The 19125-nt window shown below is 43.2% G+C and carries 15 protein-coding genes; 10 read left to right on the top strand and 5 right to left on the bottom strand.

What is annotated here, in order from left to right:
• Window position 1: 1 nt before the first annotated feature.
• The 4 genes from EES38_RS15500 to rsxA are packed head-to-tail and all read right to left on the bottom strand — an operon-like array spanning window position 2 to window position 3738.
• The gene (locus EES38_RS15500) at window positions 2–997 is read right to left on the bottom strand and encodes an RnfABCDGE type electron transport complex subunit D (RefSeq protein ID WP_124938125.1); all 996 of its coding nucleotides are present in this window, start codon (window positions 995–997) and stop codon (window positions 2–4) included.
• Window positions 990–2600, bottom strand: coding sequence for an electron transport complex subunit RsxC (rsxC, locus tag EES38_RS15495; RefSeq protein WP_124938124.1), 1611 nt, complete (start codon window positions 2598–2600; stop codon window positions 990–992). The genes EES38_RS15500 and rsxC overlap by 8 nt, the downstream gene beginning before the upstream one ends.
• An 18-nt stretch (window positions 2601–2618) precedes the next feature.
• A complete protein-coding gene (locus tag EES38_RS15490; protein ID WP_124938123.1) occupies window positions 2619–3152 on the bottom strand; it encodes an RnfABCDGE type electron transport complex subunit B in 534 nt (177 codons plus the stop codon).
• A 10-nt stretch (window positions 3153–3162) separates the two neighbouring features.
• Complete coding sequence (rsxA, locus tag EES38_RS15485; RefSeq protein ID WP_124938122.1) at window positions 3163–3738, bottom strand: electron transport complex subunit RsxA; 576 nt, start codon at window positions 3736–3738, stop codon at window positions 3163–3165.
• Between the two features lie 294 nt (window positions 3739–4032).
• Here rsxA and nifL point away from each other — a divergent pair, with 294 nt between their 5' ends.
• The 10 genes from nifL (at window position 4033) to EES38_RS15435 (ending at window position 17212) form a co-directional block, all read left to right on the top strand.
• Window positions 4033–5562, top strand: a complete 1530-nt coding sequence (gene nifL / locus EES38_RS15480) for a nitrogen fixation negative regulator NifL (protein ID WP_124938121.1) — start codon at window positions 4033–4035, stop codon at window positions 5560–5562.
• Between the two features lie 6 nt (window positions 5563–5568).
• Window positions 5569–7182: a nif-specific transcriptional activator NifA gene (gene nifA, locus EES38_RS15475; protein ID WP_124938120.1), complete on the top strand. Its 1614-nt coding sequence runs from the start codon at window positions 5569–5571 to the stop codon at window positions 7180–7182.
• Between the two features lie 166 nt (window positions 7183–7348).
• The gene (nifB, locus tag EES38_RS15470) at window positions 7349–8719 is read left to right on the top strand and encodes a nitrogenase cofactor biosynthesis protein NifB (RefSeq protein WP_124938119.1); all 1371 of its coding nucleotides are present in this window, start codon (window positions 7349–7351) and stop codon (window positions 8717–8719) included.
• Complete coding sequence (locus EES38_RS15465; RefSeq protein WP_124938118.1) at window positions 8697–8957, top strand: 4Fe-4S dicluster domain-containing protein; 261 nt, start codon at window positions 8697–8699, stop codon at window positions 8955–8957. The genes nifB and EES38_RS15465 overlap by 23 nt, the downstream gene beginning before the upstream one ends.
• Window positions 8954–9481, top strand: coding sequence for a nitrogen fixation protein NifQ (locus tag EES38_RS15460; RefSeq protein ID WP_124938117.1), 528 nt, complete (start codon window positions 8954–8956; stop codon window positions 9479–9481). Before EES38_RS15465 ends, EES38_RS15460 begins: the two co-directional genes overlap by 4 nt.
• 235 nt (window positions 9482–9716) lie before the next feature.
• The gene (xdhA, locus tag EES38_RS15455; protein ID WP_124938116.1) at window positions 9717–11126 is read left to right on the top strand and encodes a xanthine dehydrogenase small subunit; all 1410 of its coding nucleotides are present in this window, start codon (window positions 9717–9719) and stop codon (window positions 11124–11126) included.
• Entirely contained in the window at window positions 11119–13497 is a 2379-nt protein-coding gene (gene xdhB / locus EES38_RS15450) for a xanthine dehydrogenase molybdopterin binding subunit (protein WP_208020463.1), read from the top strand. Before xdhA ends, xdhB begins: the two co-directional genes overlap by 8 nt.
• Window positions 13498–13510: 13 nt before the next feature.
• Complete coding sequence (gene xdhC, locus EES38_RS15445) at window positions 13511–14398, top strand: xanthine dehydrogenase accessory protein XdhC (RefSeq protein WP_124938115.1); 888 nt, start codon at window positions 13511–13513, stop codon at window positions 14396–14398.
• A gap of 65 nt (window positions 14399–14463) precedes the next feature.
• Window positions 14464–15450, top strand: coding sequence for an LLM class flavin-dependent oxidoreductase (locus EES38_RS15440; protein ID WP_124938114.1), 987 nt, complete (start codon window positions 14464–14466; stop codon window positions 15448–15450).
• A 277-nt stretch (window positions 15451–15727) separates the two neighbouring features.
• Window positions 15728–17212 carry an EAL domain-containing protein gene (locus EES38_RS15435; protein WP_124938113.1) on the top strand — a complete coding sequence of 495 codons (1485 nt, stop codon included), beginning with the start codon at window positions 15728–15730 and terminating at the stop codon, window positions 17210–17212.
• Between the two features lie 46 nt (window positions 17213–17258).
• On the opposite strand, the gene EES38_RS15430 is transcribed toward EES38_RS15435, so the two are convergent.
• Window positions 17259–19019 carry a methyl-accepting chemotaxis protein gene (locus EES38_RS15430; RefSeq protein ID WP_124938112.1) on the bottom strand — a complete coding sequence of 587 codons (1761 nt, stop codon included), beginning with the start codon at window positions 19017–19019 and terminating at the stop codon, window positions 17259–17261.
• Window positions 19020–19125 lie beyond the last annotated feature (106 nt).

The following is a 19125-nucleotide window of genomic DNA, read 5'->3' as shown; positions in this document are numbered from 1 at the left end:
TTTACTTCTCCGGTACGGTATGACTACCAAAAATACTTGGCCGTAGATAATGGTCTATCAATGGGCTAGCAGAGTTCATAATAAGCACGGCAAACGCAACACCTTCGGGATAACTGCCAAACGAGCGAATTAGCCAAACCAGAAAGCCGCACCCGAAACCATATAAGAGTTGTCCTTTTACACTGGTAGGTGATGTAACAAGATCCGTCGCAATATAGAAAGCGCCTAACATCGCACCACCACTCAACAAATGAACCAGCACAGGGAGCGTATCTTTAGGGCTAACCAAATGTGCAATGGCCGCAGGGATGAGTAAGCCAACCATAAAAGTGAGTGGAATAGCCCAATGGATAATACCTTTATAAATAAGGTAAAGGCCGCCAAGGAGTATTAAGATACTACTGGTTTCACCCAGACTACCCGATTGTTGTCCGAAGAAAATATTCGCCAATACAATTGGATCCGTTCTTTCAGTACTCAGTGCAGTAGCGGATGTTAATCCGTCAAAGTGCAACCAACCAGATGGCACACTGACCAGATTATTCGCGAAATTAATTGGTGTAGGCGTCGCCCAATTCGTCATTTCGACGGGGAAACAGACAATGAGCATGACACGCGCTAGCATTGCTGGATTAAACAGGTTATTTCCTAAACCGCCATAGATCTGTTTACCCACTATAACCGCGAAAGCACTACCAAACGCACACATCCACAATGGCATCGTTGACGGCAGACTCATTGCAAGTAAGAGCCCGGTAAGAACAGACGAACCATCTAAACACGCTGCGAATTTTCTTTGCATGATAACCAAACATAACCATTCAGTTATTACCGCACTCAATACACAGCTGACAACAACCAGCATACTGCCAAGACCAAACTGGTAGAAACCAAATAATAGTGCTGGGATCAGCGTTAGCATAACGGTGTACATAATTCGCACACTGCTATTTTGGTTGTGCGCGAACGGTCCAATTGCGGATTCGTAATTAATCATTGTCGGCCTCCATGGCTGTCGCCTCTTTTGCCTTGCTTACTCTGGGAGGCCTAGCCGGACGTGCAGGTCTTGCAGGACGCGTTGGCCTTTGTGGTTTAGACTCAGCGACAGTTTCTTTTTCTTTCGCTGGCTCCACCGCAGATTTGCGAGCGGGTCTTGAAGGTCGAGCTGCTTTTTTCTCTTTAGCTGCCTGTTTCTCCGCTTCTTCACGTTCAATTCGCTGTTTTCTCGCCTCAGTCAATTCCTTAGCCCGAGCCGATTTACGTTCTTGCTGTTTGTTAGACCAAATCACACCTTTAGCATGCATGAAATATTGCACCAACGGGATGTGTGACGGACAAACGTAGCTGCATGCGCCACAAGAAAGACAGCTCATTACGCCCTGCTCTTCTGCGGTACCAAAATTTGAAACACGCGTATGCGCAGCTAACTGGAATGGCATTAATCCCATTGGGCACGCACGTACACATTGCCCACAACGGATACATTCCTGATGCTTGTTGCGGTTAACGACTTCGTCTTCTGTCAACGCAAGAATGCCGCCAACGGTTTTATCAACCGGAACCATGGGCGACGAAATAACTTGCCCCATCATTGGCCCGCCGAATATGAGACGTTCAGTATCTTCCGAAAAACCACCACAGTAGGCGATAATCTCATTCACAGGAGTTCCAACAGGCACTTCCACGTTTCTTGGCTCGCTAATACCACCACCCGATACTGTCACCACGCGAGTAACCAGTGGGCGTCGAAATCTTACCGCATGGTAAACAGAGCGCGCAGTCGCAATATTGTTAACCAACACACCAATTTGGTTTGAACTACCACCCTTAGGCACTTCCTTTCCTGTTAATGTCTTGATTAACTGTTTGGCGGATCCCATAGGATAAATGCTCGGTACTTTTTGCACATGGATATTGGGATCTTCCGTGGCAGCATAAAACATTTCTTCGAATGCCAAGGGTTTGTTATCTTCAATACCAATCAATACTCGTTTAGCGCCAGAGGCTTTCATTATTAAGCGCGCACCAACAATGATCTCAGATGCAAACTCCTGCATTGTCAGATCATCACTGGTTAGATAAGGCTCACATTCACCACCATTGAGAATAACGGTGTCCACCTTATTACGTCGTGCTGATTTTAGCTTCAATCCAGTGGGGAACCCGGCTCCACCAAGTCCAACAATCCCAGCTTCGCTAACTCGTTCAATGATCGCATCATCATCAATGTTAGCCAGATTAGAAACCGGGGTTACTTCCCCCCAAGAGCGATCTTCGTTGGCCCGAATAACGATAGTTTCGCTTTTAACACGTGCTGGGTGGGAAGTAATGTGTTCAGTAATTGCGGTAACGATGCCATTAACTGAAGAGTGCACGGGCGCAACTCGTTCTGAACGACTGACTGCAACAAGCTGACCGCGGACAACAGTATCTCCTACGGAGACAATGGGCGTTAGCTTGGCACCGCTACGTAATTGTAAAGATAAATAAACGTTGCGCGGCCAAAAGTCCTTATCGATGTGCTTATCACTGGTCATTGTCTTAAATGACTTTGGATGAACACCACCAGAAAACGGACGATGTAACTGAAATAAACTCATAGCTGTAACTCCTGACTACTACGCAAATGCCGTTTGTTTTGGCTTTGGCCAATACCAGGTTGAAGAGTCCGGTTCGACTTCTTTCATGGTTAGGCAGCCCTGAGTGCAAGATTGGCTACATAACTTACAACCTGTACAGATATCTTTTATAACGGTATGCATTTGTTTAGGCGCACCAACAATGGCATCAAACGGACACGCTTTGTAGCAACGTCCACAGCCACTACATTGTGACTCTTCAATCGCCGCGACCCACTGTTTGTCCTCTTCACTCATTTCTATCGAAACGCCAAGCATATCAGCAACATTCAGAGCCAAAGAAGATCCACCAGGAGGGCAGCAAGCAGGGCTCAATTCCCCAGAAACCATCTTCTCAGCAGCCTGACGACACCCCGCTTCACCACACTGTCCACACTGTCCGCCTGGCAACAAGTTTTCTATCCGGTCGACCAAAGGGTCACTTTCGACTTTGAAAAAGATGGCGGCAAAACCTAGGGCGGAACCCAGGACTGCTCCCATTACAACGAAAAATAGTAATGACGAAATAAACATATCTCTCTCCTTAAGCCATTCCAGAAAAGCCCATAAAGGCCATAGACAATATGCCAGCGGTAATAAATGCGATTGGGGTACCTTTGAATGCAGCAGGCACATTACTCAGGACCAGTTGACTACGTAAGCCAGCAAACAGTGTGATAACCACCATGAACCCGAATGCCGAGCCAGCACTAAACATGATGGTTGAAACAAATGTAAGGTCTTGTTGAACGGCGAGTAACGCCACACCAAGAACCGCACAGTTTGTTGTGATCAGCGGTAGGTAAACCCCTAACGCCTGATACAGTGAAGGAAAAGACTTCTTAACGTATAATTCAGTAAACTGAACCACAGCAGCAATCACTAAAATAAAGGTAATGATGCGCATAAACTCCAGTCCTAACGGACGAAGCACTGCAAATTCAAGTACCCAAGTGGTAGCAGCCGCAAGCGTAAGAACAAAGGTTGTTGCTATCCCCATCCCTATCGCACTACTGATCTTACTGGAAACACCCATGAATGGGCACAATCCCAGAAACTTGGCGAGTACAACGTTATTCACAAACGCGGCGCTCAATAAAATAATCAATCCATCGGTCATACACTTCGTCCCTAAAATGTTACTTTTTTAGACCGTTCTGCATGAGCCATGCCATTGTGCAACCGTGCACCAAAAAGTCGCTTTAACTTGTTAACTTCACTGCCAGTTCCCGTATTTAGGGCTTTCTGAAGGGGGTATGACAATTTGTCACAAAGCATACAAAACAAAAATCAGGTGCATTATTTGTCTTGTATCAAACAAAGGTCGATTGTTATGTGTCAGGAATTCCAACAGTTTTTTACTGGAATAAGAAATGCATAGAGTTGATTACGTCACTTGCTAAGGAAAGCTAATATGGGACAAATCGATGCCGTTATGCCAGAGACACCTACGCCTATTTTTGGTGAGGAAGTATTTGAACAAATCGTTTCCAATGCTCCGGTTGCAATCAGTATTACCGATGAGTCAGGAAATATCCTTTTTGTTAACGACACCTTCTGTAAGATTACCGGATACAAATTAGATGAGCTGATAGGTCATCACTCTTCTATGCTCTCCTATAAAGCTACGCCTCGTTCCGTTTATGAAGGATTATGGTCTGCGATTACTGCTGGGAATCACTGGCAAGGGCAATTGCTCAATCGTAGAAAATCAGGCGAGCCATATATTGCAGATATGTCTATCTCTCGTATCAATAATTCCGAAGGACAAGTTCGCTACTACGCGATCCACAAAGACATTACTGAAAAACATCACATGCAGATTCACCAACAAAACCAGTCGATTATGTTTCAGGCTGTACTGAATGCTGCACCGATGGCGATTGCTTTGATTGATCAGGAACACAACGCAATCTTCAAAAACGACCGTTTCGAGAAAATGAACTTAAGTATCGAAACCTCACCAACACAATTACTTCTAGACGCTATTCAGAGTGACTATGGATACGATACGCTAGAAGAGTTTATGGGGAATAAAACGCAAAAGTATAAAGGGATTCATATTGAAAATAGCGGCCCTATGCGTGAACGTTGGTTCGATTTTGTCTTAGTTAAAATTCCGGTCTCAGATACCACAGCAGAAACGTATTTTAATAGAGAGCAGGGTTACTACATTGTTATTGCCATCAACGAACGCACGCGTGAGAAACTGTTAGTTGAAGAAAGACGCATCAACACGGTTAAGCTCATGACGAGAGATAACAAGTACGTGCATGCGATGCAGGAAGCATTGATGGCGACCTTACATCAGTTGCAAGGGCCGTTTAATATGATTGAATCGGCCATTAATATTCTAAAAAGAACCAATGCAGCCTGTCCTGGGCTTGTCGCGATGGATGAAGCGATGGGCACGGCTGTCGAAGCCATGGAAGATATAAAACAGGCGATACCTGAACGTAACTCCGAAGCATTTCAGCCAGTCAATCTCAATCTAATCGTTAAAGATGCGACATCGATAACGACAGATGAAATGCTGTTATCTTCAACCAATTTGAATCTGGATCTCGATCCTACATTGCCCGTAATCAATGGTATGCCAAACCGATTGGTACTCGCATTGAAACAGCTGATCGACAATGCCATTGATTCAATCCAAGCGTCAAAATCAAAAGACCGGATCTTACTGGTATCAACTTATGAAGAAGAACACGATGTTCATTTGGTAGTAGAAGATTCTGGTGGCGGTGTGGCAGATGATATTAGGTTGAAGATATTTCATCCATTTTTCAGTACTAAACCTAAGCATCAATCAGGATGTCGCGGGATTGGACTTTCCATCGTTCAACAAGTGTTAAATGAACATTCAGCCACGATTTCTGTCGGTCAAAGTGACCAACTAAGTGGTGCCAAAGTGGTTATTACATTTCCAATGAACGAATGGTAAAAAGTTATGACAGTCGCTTATTCTACGATAGACTTAGAGCGCCAACTTCTTGCTGCCATGTACAACATAAGTTGCGTTCTTAATAGCAGTCTAAATTACACTGATACGACAGATAAGGTCTTAAAGATCCTGCACGAAGAATGTCAGCTTCGTTGCGGCATGTTAACTGTCTTGGATAAAACTCGAGATATTTTATTAGTGAAGTCGGTACATTCGCCGATTCCTAATTCAAACATTGAACAAAAACAAATTCACTACAAAGTCGGTGAAGGGATCGTTGGCGAAGTGTTACGTCAAGGGAGCTCAATGGTAGTTCGTAATTTGGGACAAGACATGCGCTTTGCAGATAAACTGGCCCTCTACGATTACGATAAGCCGTTTATTTGTGTTCCTTTGAAAGACACTAATAGTAGCGTTATAGGAGCACTCTCCGCACAACCGCCCAATCTAGATGACTCATCAATCACTCAGTTAAGTAAATTCCTCGATATGATCGCAAATTTGATTGCGAAGAACATTCAGTTGGCACATCAAATCGAAACGAAGCAACAACAGTTAGTTGACGAGCGTGACGGCTTACGTCGTAAAGTTCGCAATAACTACAGCTTTAAAAACTTGGTTGGTCATACTAAAGCTATGCGCCAGATTTTCGATCAAATTCGGTTAGTATCCCGCTGGGACTCTACTGTTTTAGTTCGAGGGGAATCAGGTACAGGTAAAGAATTGGTTGCTAACGCTATTCACTACAATTCACCTAGAGCGGCGAATCCGTTCGTTAAATTAAACTGTGCGGCTTTACCGGATAACCTTCTCGAATCCGAATTATTCGGCCATGAAAAAGGCGCATTTACTGGTGCAGTTAAACAACGCAAAGGACGTTTTGAACTCGCCAATAGCGGAACAATCTTCCTCGACGAAATTGGCGAAACCAGCCCGGCATTTCAGGCAAAGTTATTACGTGTTCTCCAAGAGAAAGAGTTTGAACGTGTTGGTGGATCATCAACGATATCAGTGGATGTTCGAATCATTGCTGCAACTAACCGTAATCTTGAAGAAGAAGTCGCCAACGGTAACTTTAGGGAAGACCTTTATTATCGCCTAAATGTGATGCCAATGAATTTGCCGGCACTCAGAGAAAGAATTCAGGATATTCCCGAACTCACTGAGTACATGTTACAAAAGATTGGTAAAGCTCAGCAACGCAAACTCGTGATTACCGATAGTGCCATCAGAGCAATGATGAACTATCCGTGGCCGGGAAATGTGCGAGAGCTTGAGAATACGCTTGAACGCGCATCGGTTCTTTGTGAGTCTGGAGAAATTTCGCCTGAACTGATCATTTTTAATCAGGTGGATGCGATGAATAATTTAGCGAAAAACAGACCTCCTGTGGTTCAACAACCTCAGCAACCGGTAGTACCAATGCCATCATCAATGCCACTTAATGAACTGCCTAGCGTCAGCAAGGAAAAACAGTTCAATGACGAACGTGAAATGGTGATTGATGCACTGGAGCGTTCAGGTTGGGTTAAAGCTAAAGCTGCGCGCTTACTTAATATGACCCCGCGGCAAATTGCTTATCGTATTCAAATTATGAATATTGAAATGAAACAAATCTAACAAAATGCGCACAATCAACTTTGTCACCTTTAAAACAATTGTTGATTTGTGCGCTTTTATTTTTCAATAGAAACCAATAAAAACAATAAGTTAATAACAGGTACATCCTTTGCAATATACCCTCTAACTATTTTTATTATTACACGGATAAGTCATTGAGGTGTTTATGGAAGCAAACACACTAGGCCACAACGAGGCGTTATTGGAAAGTCCTCCAAAGGTTCATCATTTCTTCTCTAAAAAAGTACAGGATAAAATTTCCCAACATCCTTGTTACTCCAAAGAGGCTCATCAGTATGCTCGTATGCATCTTCCTGTTGCTCCAGCCTGTAATATTCAGTGCAACTACTGCAACCGAAAATACGATTGTAGTAATGAGTCTCGTCCCGGAGTGGTTTCTAGAGTTGCCTCACCTGATGCTGCTTTAAAACAATTTATAGCAGTTAAGAAACGAGCGCCAAACTTAACTGTCGTCGGTATTGCGGGTCCCGGAGATGCATTAGCCAATCCTCAGGCAACCTTTAGAACATTGGAAGCCATAAGAGATGAAGACCCCAATGCACAGCTTTGCATCTCAACAAATGGACTGATGCTGGAGCCTTACGTTGACCAATTAGCCGCCGTTGGCGTTAATCATCTTACAATAACCATCAACTGCATTGATCCTGAAATAGGCGCAAAAATTTACCCTTGGGTATATTTCGAAAATAAACGTCTACGTGGTTTAGAAGCGGCAAAAACGCTTATTGGTCGCCAGTTTGCGGGGCTAAAAGCGGCAGCTGATGCGGGAATGTTAGTCAAGGTGAATACGGTACTCATACCTGGTATTAATGACCATCATATTCAAGAAGTGTCTAACGCCGTAAAAGCTCATGGCGCCTTGCTACATAATATTATGCCACTAATCTCAGCTCCAGAACACGGAACGTATTTTGGGCTCACTCATCAGCGTGGACCGACTGAAGATGAAATTGAAAAGGCGCGCATAGAATCAGGTAGTAACATGCCACAAATGACGCATTGCCAACAATGTCGTGCTGATGCCGTCGGAACGTTAGGTGGATGTTCAAGTCATGACGATGATGAAGCGGAGTCAACAATGGCGTCACAAATTCAACAAAAGACATTTCGCGTTGCCGTCGCGAATAACAACAGTTCCAATGTTATTCAGGTGCATTTTGGGCATGCTCAATGGTTTGAAATTTATGAGTACAATACCGATGAACAGCAATTTAATTTTATCGAGAAACGTTCTATCGCTCAGTATTGTCACGGTAGCGACGAGTGTAACGATTCTCAGGATGAAAAAGACGGCATTATTAGATCAGTCGAAGACTGTGACGTTGTTTTATGCAGCCGCATCGGTATCGCACCATGGCGTCAATTAGAGAAGTTGGGTGTGACTCCAAACGTTGATTTTGCAATGCAACCTATTGATGAAGCGTTAAAAACGATTGCTCAACGTCAGTTTAGTGGTACTCACCAAGCAGAACAGTCATTACCGGGAGAACAACATGAAGTATGCCATAACGGATAAGTGCGTCGGTTGTCACGCGTGTTCTTTAGTCTGCCCTAATCATGCTGTATTCCAGGATAGCGACGATGTGAATCAATTCCATATACATTCAAAACGTTGTACTGGATGTAAAGATCAATATGACACACCGCAGTGCGCTACGATATGCCCTGTCGAAGAAGCGATCATTGATAACCAGTCACGTCCTGTGAATCCACTTGGCAGTCTGACAGGGATTCCGGTGGATGAGCGCCTATGATAGATGAATACGATGCCAGTAGTTTTTGGATTCCAATTTTAACCTCATATTTAGCGGGAGGAACCTGCCTCCCGCCTTACCTGGGGCTAAGCCAGTACCAATTTGAAGAGCTATGCAGCACATTTCAAATTAAACAACCCGACAATTATGACCATGTGACCGACCAACGTTTATTGTTAGCGGAGTTATCTGGGTTGAGACTCTCTGAACAAAAGGATCTCTCTTCCTTGCTATTTGAACACCTCAACAAAAATCGCCTATTTGCCGAAGAAATGGCCCACGTACTAACATTAGCTTGTATGGGAACACAGCACCTCTGGAAAGATATCGGAATGCCCCAACGCCCACTTCTTACCCAGTTATTTGGTTACTTCTTTCCCCAACTTAGAGAGATGAACGATAAAAATATGCGCTGGAAACGATTTTTATACCGCCAGCTTTGTTCATCAGGTGGTGATTACGTCTGCCGCTCACCGAGTTGTGAAACTTGTACCAGTTTTAGTGAATGCTTCATTGATGAATAGTTGATGTGCAAGATTGCACCATAAGGGGCAATCTTTCCCTACGCCCCGAGAAATAAAAATATATCCTCCCAATCTCGCTATTATTTCCCTTTCATAACATACTGAAAGTATTAATCTTTACTATCAACAATAATTAATCAAACAATTAAGTTGACCAAGTGGTCGACTTTTTGCTTATTTGTTAGTACAAAGTTAAACAATAATTACAAGAAACAGTATTTAGAAAAGGAAGACTATGCTAGAAGTAATGATAAATGCAGAGGTCAAATCGATTTCTTCTGCATCGGCTGACACGATGCTATTGCCCTTTCTGCGAGAAAACCTCGATCTAACAGGAAGCAAGGAAGGATGTGCCAGTGGCGACTGTGGTGCTTGTACTGTCGTCGTAGCCGAATTACTCGATGGTGAACTCAACTACCGACAAATTAACTCGTGTATCACGCCACTCCACTCACTGCATGGCAAGCATATTATTACCGTTGAACATCTCAAGCAAAACGAGAAGCTTCACCCAGTACAGCAAGCAGTGGTTGATCAACACGGCACACAATGTGGCTTTTGTACGCCAGGTTTTGTGATGTCGTTATACACGCTATCGAAACAAAAGAGTAAGCCAGAGAATCCAGCGGAGTATCTCGCTGGTAACTTATGTCGCTGTACCGGTTATGGTCCGTTGATAGAAGCAGCCAATTCGATAGCCAATACAACAATACTTGACCCTTTAGATAAAGATTGTGAAAAGGTCATAGAATGGATGCAAAGCGTTCGGCCTATGGCATCTTCTCACTATTTCACGCCTCACACCCGTAGTGAATTAGCTCATTTTAGAGCTCAATACCCTAGCGCTAAATTAATTGCTGGCGGCACAGATCTCTCACTTGAAGTGACACAAAAATTACAAACTCTTGAGTATTTGATTGATATATCTCGAGTTGACGACCTACTTACCATAACACAAACAGATAAAGGTTGGCGTCTTGGTTCTGCTATCCCAATGACACAAATTCATCAGTTTATGCTGAAGCACTATCCTTCGACTGGAGAGGTCATAGAACGCCTTGGATCGATGACCATCAGACAGAGAGCCACGTTAGGAGGAAGTCTGGGCCACGCTTCACCCATTGGTGATATCGCCCCATTGCTCATTAGTCTTAAGGGGGAAATCGAAGTCGATAACGGAACAGATAAAAAATGCTATAGCCCAGAAGATTTTATTACCGGTTACCGACAAACACGCTTGGCAGAAAACGAATGGATTAGTGGTATTCATCTACCAAATTTAAAATCGAATCAAAAGCATGCCATTTACAAAGTAAGTAAGCGCTATGAAGATGACATTGCCACTGTCGTTCTTGCCGTTAATTTTACGTTTGATGAACAGAACCTGATTTCAGATTGTATTGTCTCGGCAGGTGGTATTGCTGCCAAATCAGTTCGACTGACAGAACTTGAGTATCCATGTCTTGGCAAACCGTTGACGCAAACGCTGATTAACCAACTAAAACAACATGTACCGTCGGTTATCACACCATTATCTGATGTGCGTGGTTCAGCCGAATATCGTGTCACTCTGGTGCAAAACCTACTGCAACGTTTTTTCCTAGAATACCAACAAATTGAAACGAGGTTGACTTATCATGCGTAAATTAACTAGCCACCCTTTTACTTTACGTACGCGGCCGTCTGACGATAACACCCAAGAAATCAGGGATATGAACGTAGTTGGAAAGTCGATAAAACATGAAAGTGCCGAAAAACAAGTCGCCGGAGAAGCACTGTTTGTAGATGATTACCCAACCCCAAAGGGATGTTTATTCGGCGCGCTAATCACCTCGAACAAAGCGACCGGGCGTATCGATGACCTCGATCTTTCCAGAGTGAAGTCCTACCCTGGCGTCGTTAGGGTGATTACTTGTGATGATATCCCTGGAGAAAAAGATATTGGCACCATACACAAAGGCGAACCATTGCTGTATGACGTAAGTGATCCTCTCAGTCAGATCCGATATTTTGGCCAACCTATTGCGTGTGTCATTGCTACCGACGAACTATCTGCACGTAAAGCAGCCCAACTGGCGTCAATAACTTACAAGGATACTCGTGTAGCAATATTGGCTTACGACCAAGCAATAGACGAGCCTCACTTACTACCATTTCATCAAATGGGTAAATCGCAACCTTTACCTAACGCCTCTTTGAATATTTCAGGCACGTTGGCCGTGGGTGGGCAAGAGCATTTTTATCTTGAAAGTCAAATCAGCATGGCCGAACCTACCGAAGAAGGAGGCATGTTTGTCAGAACGTCAACGCAAAACCCAACTGAAGTTCAGAACCTAGTTGCTGAAGTGCTTCACATACCTTTCAATCATGTCACTGTCGATATGCGGCGAATGGGGGGGGGATTTGGCGGTAAGGAAAGTCAGGCCGCTGCATGGGCGTGCTTGGCTGCATTGGGAGCCCACTTTACTAAGAAAGCAGTAAAGATTCGCTTACCCCGCTCTACGGATATGACAGTCACGGGGAAACGCCATCCATTTTTTAATAAGTATGAATTGGCCGTTAGCGCAGATGGATTGATCCAAGCGGCAAATATCGAAGTCAACGGTATATGCGGACATTCCGCCGATCTCTCAGACGCTATTGTCGATAGAGCCATGTTTCATGCCGATAATGCCTATTTTCTTGGCGACGCCTGCATTACCGGAAATCGCCTAAAAACGGATATGGTATCGCACACTGCTTTTCGTGGATTTGGCGGTCCTCAAGGAATGATCGTTATCGAAAAGGCGATTGAAGAGATAGCTATCAGTCTGCAACAAGACCCGTTAGACATTCGACTTAAAAATTTGTATCGCACAGGCAAGGACATCACACCTTACGGTATGAAAGTCGATCAAACAGACGAACTTTTAGAGGTTATGACCTCACTAGAGGCATCATCAGACTACCGTGCTCGTCGTAAAAAGATTCAACAATGGAACAGTAAGAGTCCGGTTTTAAAGAAAGGCTTAGCGCTAACTCCGGTCAAGTTTGGTATCTCCTTTACCGCAACTCATCTCAATCAGGCGGGCGCGTTAATCCACATCTATACAGACGGAACCGTTCAAGTGTCCCACGGAGGAACAGAAATGGGTCAGGGTCTGCACACCAAAGTCCAGCAAATTGTTGCTCAAACCTTTGGCATACCTGTGGATTGGGTTCTGGTTACCTCGACTCGAACGGATAAAGTACCGAATACCTCCCCTACCGCCGCCTCCTCGGGTGCAGATCTCAATGGAATGGCAGCACATAATGCGGCCATGATCATTAAGCAACGATTACTTGATTTTACAAAACAAGAATTTGAGCTAAGTGAAAGCGGGAATATTCATGACGGTGTGCTTGATTGCGGTCACAGTAAAATAGACTGGGTAACGTTAGTGCAGAAAGCCTACCTTAACCGAATTTCACTCTCTTCAACAGGGTATTACAGTACCCCTAAAATTGGCTATGACCGCTCCACAGCTTCTGGACGCCCATTTTTCTACTTCGCGATAGGCGCATCATGTTCAGAAGTCACTATTGATACGCTCACTGGAGAGATGACCGTTGATCAGGTTGATATCCTTCATGACGTAGGTAACAGTCTCAATCCAGCAATAGATATTGGGCAGATTGAAGGGGGCTATATTCAAGGATTAGGCTGGCTGACGACAGAAGAGCTGGTTTGGGATAAAGACGGTCGCTTGCTCAGTAACAGCCCGATGAATTACAAAATACCAAGCATTTGTGATTATCCAAAGCATGTCAATATAGCCCTTTATGATGTTCCCAATCCTGAACACAGTATCTATCGTTCCAAGGCCGTTGGCGAGCCACCGTTTATGCACGCCATCAGCACATGGTGCGCGATTTATGATGCCATTGCTTCCATATCTGAGCATCAACAAACTCCTAACCTCGATACACCCGCCACTGGTGAACGTATTTTGTTGGAGTGTCAAAAGCAGTATGCCGCTACCGGACACGCATTTTAGCAAGGAGCATCGAATGAAACATTCTCTAACCGATATGATCGATAATCGCTCTTTGAACTGGATTTCTGCGTGTCAGCTTTTAGAGCAACAGGGGTTGGCTTATTGTGTTGCCACTGTTATTGGTGAAGTTGGCTCAGTGCCCCGCTCAAGCGGGGCTAAAATGGTTATCTCAGCACATAATCAATACGACACGCTGGGTGGCGGTAATCTTGAACAGCAGGTGATTAACAAAGCACGCTCAAGCTTACACAACGCAAATGTTCACACTGATATAGTTCGGTTTGCATTGGCGGCTGATTTGGCGCAGTGTTGTGGCGGTGCGGTACAGGTGTTATTTGAATATTTTAATACACAAAAACCACACGTCGCAATTATTGGCGCTGGACACGTATGTCAGGCACTTGCTCCCATCGTCAAATCGTTACATTGTCACTTGAAGGTGATAGATAAAAGAACCGACTGGCTCGCCCCACTTTCATCTTTGGGCATTGATACATTGCAAACTGACAATATCGAGGAAATGATAGCCTCACTTCCAGACAATACCCACATAGTCATTATGACTCACGACCACACTCTGGATTTTGAGCTTTGTAAGCTGGCTCTGGAAGCCCAGAGATTTCCCTATATTGGTCTGATAGGTTCGGAAGGAAAAAAACAACGCTTTATGTTCCGGCTCAAAGAGCAATTATCCAATACCAACCTTGCAGCACAACTTATCTGCCCAGTTGGTCACCCAGATATCAAAGGGAAACTTCCCATGGAAGTGGCAGTATCTATCGCGGCCCAATTGGTTCCCCTACTGCAACAGGAACAAAACGATATGCATGAATTAGCGAAAAGTAATCAGCATAAAAAAGAAATGTGGAAAAAAGTGAACGCAGTGACAATAGACAATTGACCTTGTACCGACTCCTTTATTAGTGACATACTATTCGACTAATTAGAATCAGAGGAGTAAAGGAAATGATGTTACCCCCATTCTCTGTATTGGATTTATCCCCTGTGATTGAAGGTGCAGACTATAGTGAAACTTACCGACGATCTGTGCGATTAGCCCAACATGTTGAAGCGTTAGGCTATAAACGCTTTTGGCTTGCCGAACATCATAACATGGCCGACATTGCTAGTGCTGCCACATCAGTGTTAATTGGTCACATAGCTGCCAACACATCCACGATAAGAGTCGGTTCCGGTGGAATCATGTTACCCAATCACCCACCACTTGTTATTTCTGAGCAGTTTGGGACTCTTGAAGCACTGTACCCAAACAGAATAGATTTAGGTCTTGGTCGAGCACCTGGTGGAGACTACGCAACAATGCATGCGTTGAGGCGTGATCCTGAAAGAATGGACCCGGAATTTGACGAACTACTTGAAGAGCTTCAGTTCTTTATGGGTCCGGTATCGGATGGTCAACCCGTCGCATCTTATCCCGGTTCATACTCCACGTTACCGATTTGGCTATTAGGTTCAAGTACCTACAGTGCTCGTCTGGCTGCCATTAAAGGCCTTCCTTTCGCTTTCGCCGCTCACTTTGCGCCAGATGCAATGATGAGAGCGCTTGAAACGTATCGAACAAATTTCCAACCGTCTGAGCAACTTGAAAAGCCTTACGCCATGGTCGCCGTAAATATCACCGTTGCAGACACCGATAGAGAGGCCGAATATTTGTCGACGACAGAGAAACAAAAATTTCTTGGCATGATTAGGGGCAAACGAACTAAACAGGCTCCACCAGTTTCAAGTATGGATCCATTATGGGCCCCACATGAAAAGCTACATGTTGAAACACAACTACGCGAGTCTATTATTGGTGCACCTCAAACGGTTAGAAGTCGGTTAGAAGAATTAGTCAGTAGAACACAAGCAGACGAAATCATGGTGAATTCAATGATCTACGATTTAGACAATAAACTTCACTCCTATAAATTACTCGCAGATTTGGCTTAATTATCTACTGAGGCACACAATTCCCCCAAAAGTTATTGTGATCTAAATCACAATAACTTACTTTAACCATTTCTTAAGTGGGGCCAATACTTAGTGAGAATATCCTTACCTATCGACAAAAACTAACCGAATTTCATCATGATATAGTGATAACTCTAATATATACAACTCAGTTAGTATCAAATGCTAATAATTGTAGATCTCATTGCATATATGAGAAACATCTCACTTATGATACTTTCCTCAAAAATAATAATACACGTCAGTCAGTTAGCTAATGATAAATAAAAAGTCTTTCATTCTCTTTTTATATTTCCTCGGTATCTCTGTGATCTCATTGCTGGGTTATTGTAGACTCGTTTCTTTAGCGCATAATGAGGGGGAAATTATCAAGGCTAAACTTGATCAATCGATCAAGCAAATCGAGACATTTTATCAGGATAAAATGCGGCCAAATCTCTCAGAAGCGAACTGTAATAAGATACTGAGTGATTCTTACCATTTTCTCTATGATACGCCATACGTCAGAAGCATAACGGTATTCGATGGCAATGTGACCACTTGCAGTACCATCAGTGGTAAACAACATATTGTCGTTAGCGGCTTGGAATTTGAACCGCAATCAGAAAGGCTTTTTTACACTGCAATTAACCCATTCCTTTACATAGAAGGACCAAACCCGACTGGCGCGCTCGTATTTGAGAAAACAGACACAACAAATAAACGTGTCTCTTTTGCCATATACCCCGAATTATATTTATCAGAATTACGCGAGAACCAATATTTTGATATTAGTATTCATTTTGAATCTTATTCATTTACGGGCACAGGTATCATTCAACAAGCTCTTTCGCGGAAGCAACCCGGACAGTTATTTACACTGCAATATAATTTCTCTTTTATTTATACCCTAATGTTTCTGCTGTATAACTACGGTTTGGTTTTCTTGCTCTGGATAATAATCGCAACGCTAAGTGCTACACCTATTTATAACAGTGTGAACAATTTCAACGTCACCTATTGGCGTGTTAAAAAGGGATTAAAAAAGAAACAATTTTATCCTTATATTCAGCCTATCTTTAATCCTGATGGTTCACTTAGCGGCGGAGAAGTATTGGTACGGTGGATTCATCCCAAAGAGGGCATCATATCCCCAGCTGATTTTATAGACGAAGTAGAAAGTAACGGGCAGATAAAACAGATCACGTCCCAGTTAATCGATAAATGTATCGAAAGCCTGAAAAATGCTTCGTTCCCACAAGGTCCCGCTTTTATTCTGGGTATTAATGCATGCCCCATTCAATTTGAAGATTCCCTGTTAATAAATGATTTTGACAACCTGCAGAAATCGTTACGTCATTGCAATATAAAGTATGTCGTAGAGATTACCGAACGACAGGAATTTACAAGCAATGAACTTTATCGGCAGTCCATGGCCGCTTTAAAGAAAAGAAATATCCGCATAGCTCTCGATGATTTTGGCACTGGCCACTGCTCATTAAAATATCTTGTTCAGTCGGACATCGACATACTCAAAATTGACAAAGGTTACGTGTCAACAATTGATCATGGGCCAAATACAAATGTTCTGGACAACATTATTGATCTGGCGAGAAGAATTAACGTCCCGTTGTTAGCCGAAGGCGTTGAAACGCCGGAACAGTTGAAATACTTACAACAGTTTTCCATCGAGAAATATCAGGGCTACTATTATGCGCGCCCAATGCCTATGGAAGTATTTGTCGATCAATACTTCAAATAAACGAGGTGTATTAGGCTAGATAATAAAATACCTAGCCTACTCTTTTTTAGTTTGTCTTAAACTCAGAAACCGCCCTATCCATTTCTTTTGCTTGACCTGAAACCTGATCAATTTCGATCAGTACTTCTTTTGCTGAATTCATATTGTTTTCCGATATAGAGTTCAGTTCTGTAATGGATTCACTGACCTGGTTCATCACAATCCCCTGCTCTTCGATAGCCGCAGCGATTCTCTCAGAGTTTGATTGGATCTCGTGCATATCAGAAATAATCTGCTGTAAACTTTCATCAAGTATTTCAGAGTCGCTTTGCGTTTCCCGTCCTTGTTCAGTACACAGCTCGATTTCTGAGACGACTGTATTCATTTGGGTTTGAATTGAACACACAACTTTCGTTATGTCTTCAGTCGATTTGTGTGTTCTGGTTGCGAGCGAGCGAACCTCATCCGCGACCACAGCGAAGCCTCGACCTTGCTCTCCTGCCCTTGCAGCTTCAATTGCAGCATTCAACGCAAGCAGGTTAGTTTGCTCTGCAATGCCCTGAATAATAGTTACGGCTCCACCAATCTGTTCCACAAATTCATTAAGCGAGCTTATTGATGCCTGGCTTGTTTGCAGTCGATGTGAAAGTTGGTCAATATTTTTTAACGTTGTCTCAACTACCGCTCTCCCTTGAGAAGCATTTTTAGCTGCTTGCTGCACGCCTTCGACAGCGACATTGGTACTTTCTGATATTTCTCCAATTGTTGATACCATTTCTTGTACTGACGTTGCCATCATATCGGTATGTTCAGCTTGCACATGGAATTGAGAAATAACCCCTTCTGTCTCACCGTGCATTTTCACCGTACTAGATGACAGTTCGCGCGATTTTATCTGGGAATTTTTAATTAGAGCTTCGATCTTGTCTAACAACTGATTGAAATATTTTCCAATACTACTCAATTCGTCATTGCCATTGAGACTGACTCTAAGACCAACATTATTGGTGCTGGATATATTTTCGATAACCGACAGTAAACGAGTAACCGAACTATTAATCGTTCGGCTAATTTGAAAAATGAATCCAAGAATAACGACAATAACGATTATCGAAATTCCAGTTTCTATTCGATTCAAATAATGTTGCTCTTTCAGAATTTCATTATTTAGCAGCGTTGAAAATGAGCTAAATTGTTCTTCAACCGTATGTGAAAAGCCACGCGCATTCCCCATAAGTCCTTTATTGTATTCCACACCAATGACATTACGCTGTGCAACTACTGCCTTAGCTTGCTCAAGTAATGTGGAGAACTGCTGAATATTGCTTTCAGAGGCAAAGTTACCCTGACTGACTGCATCGTCTAACTGAATTAAAGCTAACTTCTGCTCCGAATTGGCTGCCTCTATCGCACTATTAAGCAATTGATTATATTTCGCCAACATTCCAGATTCGCTACTCAACCCTAGAGTCTCTTTAGCAGCCACAAGTTTTTCGAATCCTTCTGAGTAAGCAATGAGATCACTACGCAGCTTACTGGAAGAACTCAGCTTATGAGAGTCTAAGATAGAAGCCAGCTCTTGTTCAAGTGTCAAAAAGAGGTCGCGATTTTGCTTAAATGTATCGAGATATTTACTGCTTTCACGTAGTAGAAAGTCCTTTTCATTACGACGAAGATTTAGCAGGCGGATTTCTAGCCTGTCTACCAATACTCGCGCATGCGCTAACTCTCTGGTTTGGCTGGAAAACTGTTTATTGGCACCGATTAAGACAACAATACCCACGATCGCGGCAAACCCGAGCACATAGAGTTTCTGCTTAATTTTCATAATCTACCTACATTTCATTCGCCTTAGCTATGAGTGCTAATAGCATTTTTTATAATCTTCCTTAAAAGTAGTCGCTCGATATTGATTGTTAAAGTGGCATATACTT

The sequence above is a fragment of the Vibrio viridaestus genome (genome assembly GCF_003856525.1).
GTDB lineage: Bacteria > Pseudomonadota > Gammaproteobacteria > Enterobacterales > Vibrionaceae > Vibrio > Vibrio viridaestus.
Note: the sequence above shows the minus strand (reverse complement) of the source record. Positions and strands in the feature narration are given on the sequence as shown.

Bases quoted from the DNA above. Each gene is read 5' to 3' on its own strand.
- EES38_RS15500 (WP_124938125.1), bottom strand. From the start codon at position 997: ATGATTAATTACGAATCCGCAATTGGACCGTTCGCGCACAACCAAAAT.
- rsxC (WP_124938124.1), bottom strand. From the start codon at position 2,600: ATGAGTTTATTTCAGTTACATCGTCCGTTTTCTGGTGGTGTTCATCCA.
- EES38_RS15490 (WP_124938123.1), bottom strand. From the start codon at position 3,152: ATGTTTATTTCGTCATTACTATTTTTCGTTGTAATGGGAGCAGTCCTG.
- rsxA (WP_124938122.1), bottom strand. From the start codon at position 3,738: ATGACCGATGGATTGATTATTTTATTGAGCGCCGCGTTTGTGAATAAC.
- nifL (WP_124938121.1), top strand. From the start codon at position 4,033: ATGGGACAAATCGATGCCGTTATGCCAGAGACACCTACGCCTATTTTT.
- nifA (WP_124938120.1), top strand. From the start codon at position 5,569: ATGACAGTCGCTTATTCTACGATAGACTTAGAGCGCCAACTTCTTGCT.
- nifB (WP_124938119.1), top strand. From the start codon at position 7,349: ATGGAAGCAAACACACTAGGCCACAACGAGGCGTTATTGGAAAGTCCT.
- EES38_RS15465 (WP_124938118.1), top strand. From the start codon at position 8,697: ATGAAGTATGCCATAACGGATAAGTGCGTCGGTTGTCACGCGTGTTCT.
- EES38_RS15460 (WP_124938117.1), top strand. From the start codon at position 8,954: ATGATAGATGAATACGATGCCAGTAGTTTTTGGATTCCAATTTTAACC.
- xdhA (WP_124938116.1), top strand. From the start codon at position 9,717: ATGCTAGAAGTAATGATAAATGCAGAGGTCAAATCGATTTCTTCTGCA.
- xdhB (WP_208020463.1), top strand. From the start codon at position 11,119: ATGCGTAAATTAACTAGCCACCCTTTTACTTTACGTACGCGGCCGTCT.
- xdhC (WP_124938115.1), top strand. From the start codon at position 13,511: ATGAAACATTCTCTAACCGATATGATCGATAATCGCTCTTTGAACTGG.
- EES38_RS15440 (WP_124938114.1), top strand. From the start codon at position 14,464: ATGATGTTACCCCCATTCTCTGTATTGGATTTATCCCCTGTGATTGAA.
- EES38_RS15435 (WP_124938113.1), top strand. From the start codon at position 15,728: ATGATAAATAAAAAGTCTTTCATTCTCTTTTTATATTTCCTCGGTATC.
- EES38_RS15430 (WP_124938112.1), bottom strand. From the start codon at position 19,019: ATGAAAATTAAGCAGAAACTCTATGTGCTCGGGTTTGCCGCGATCGTG.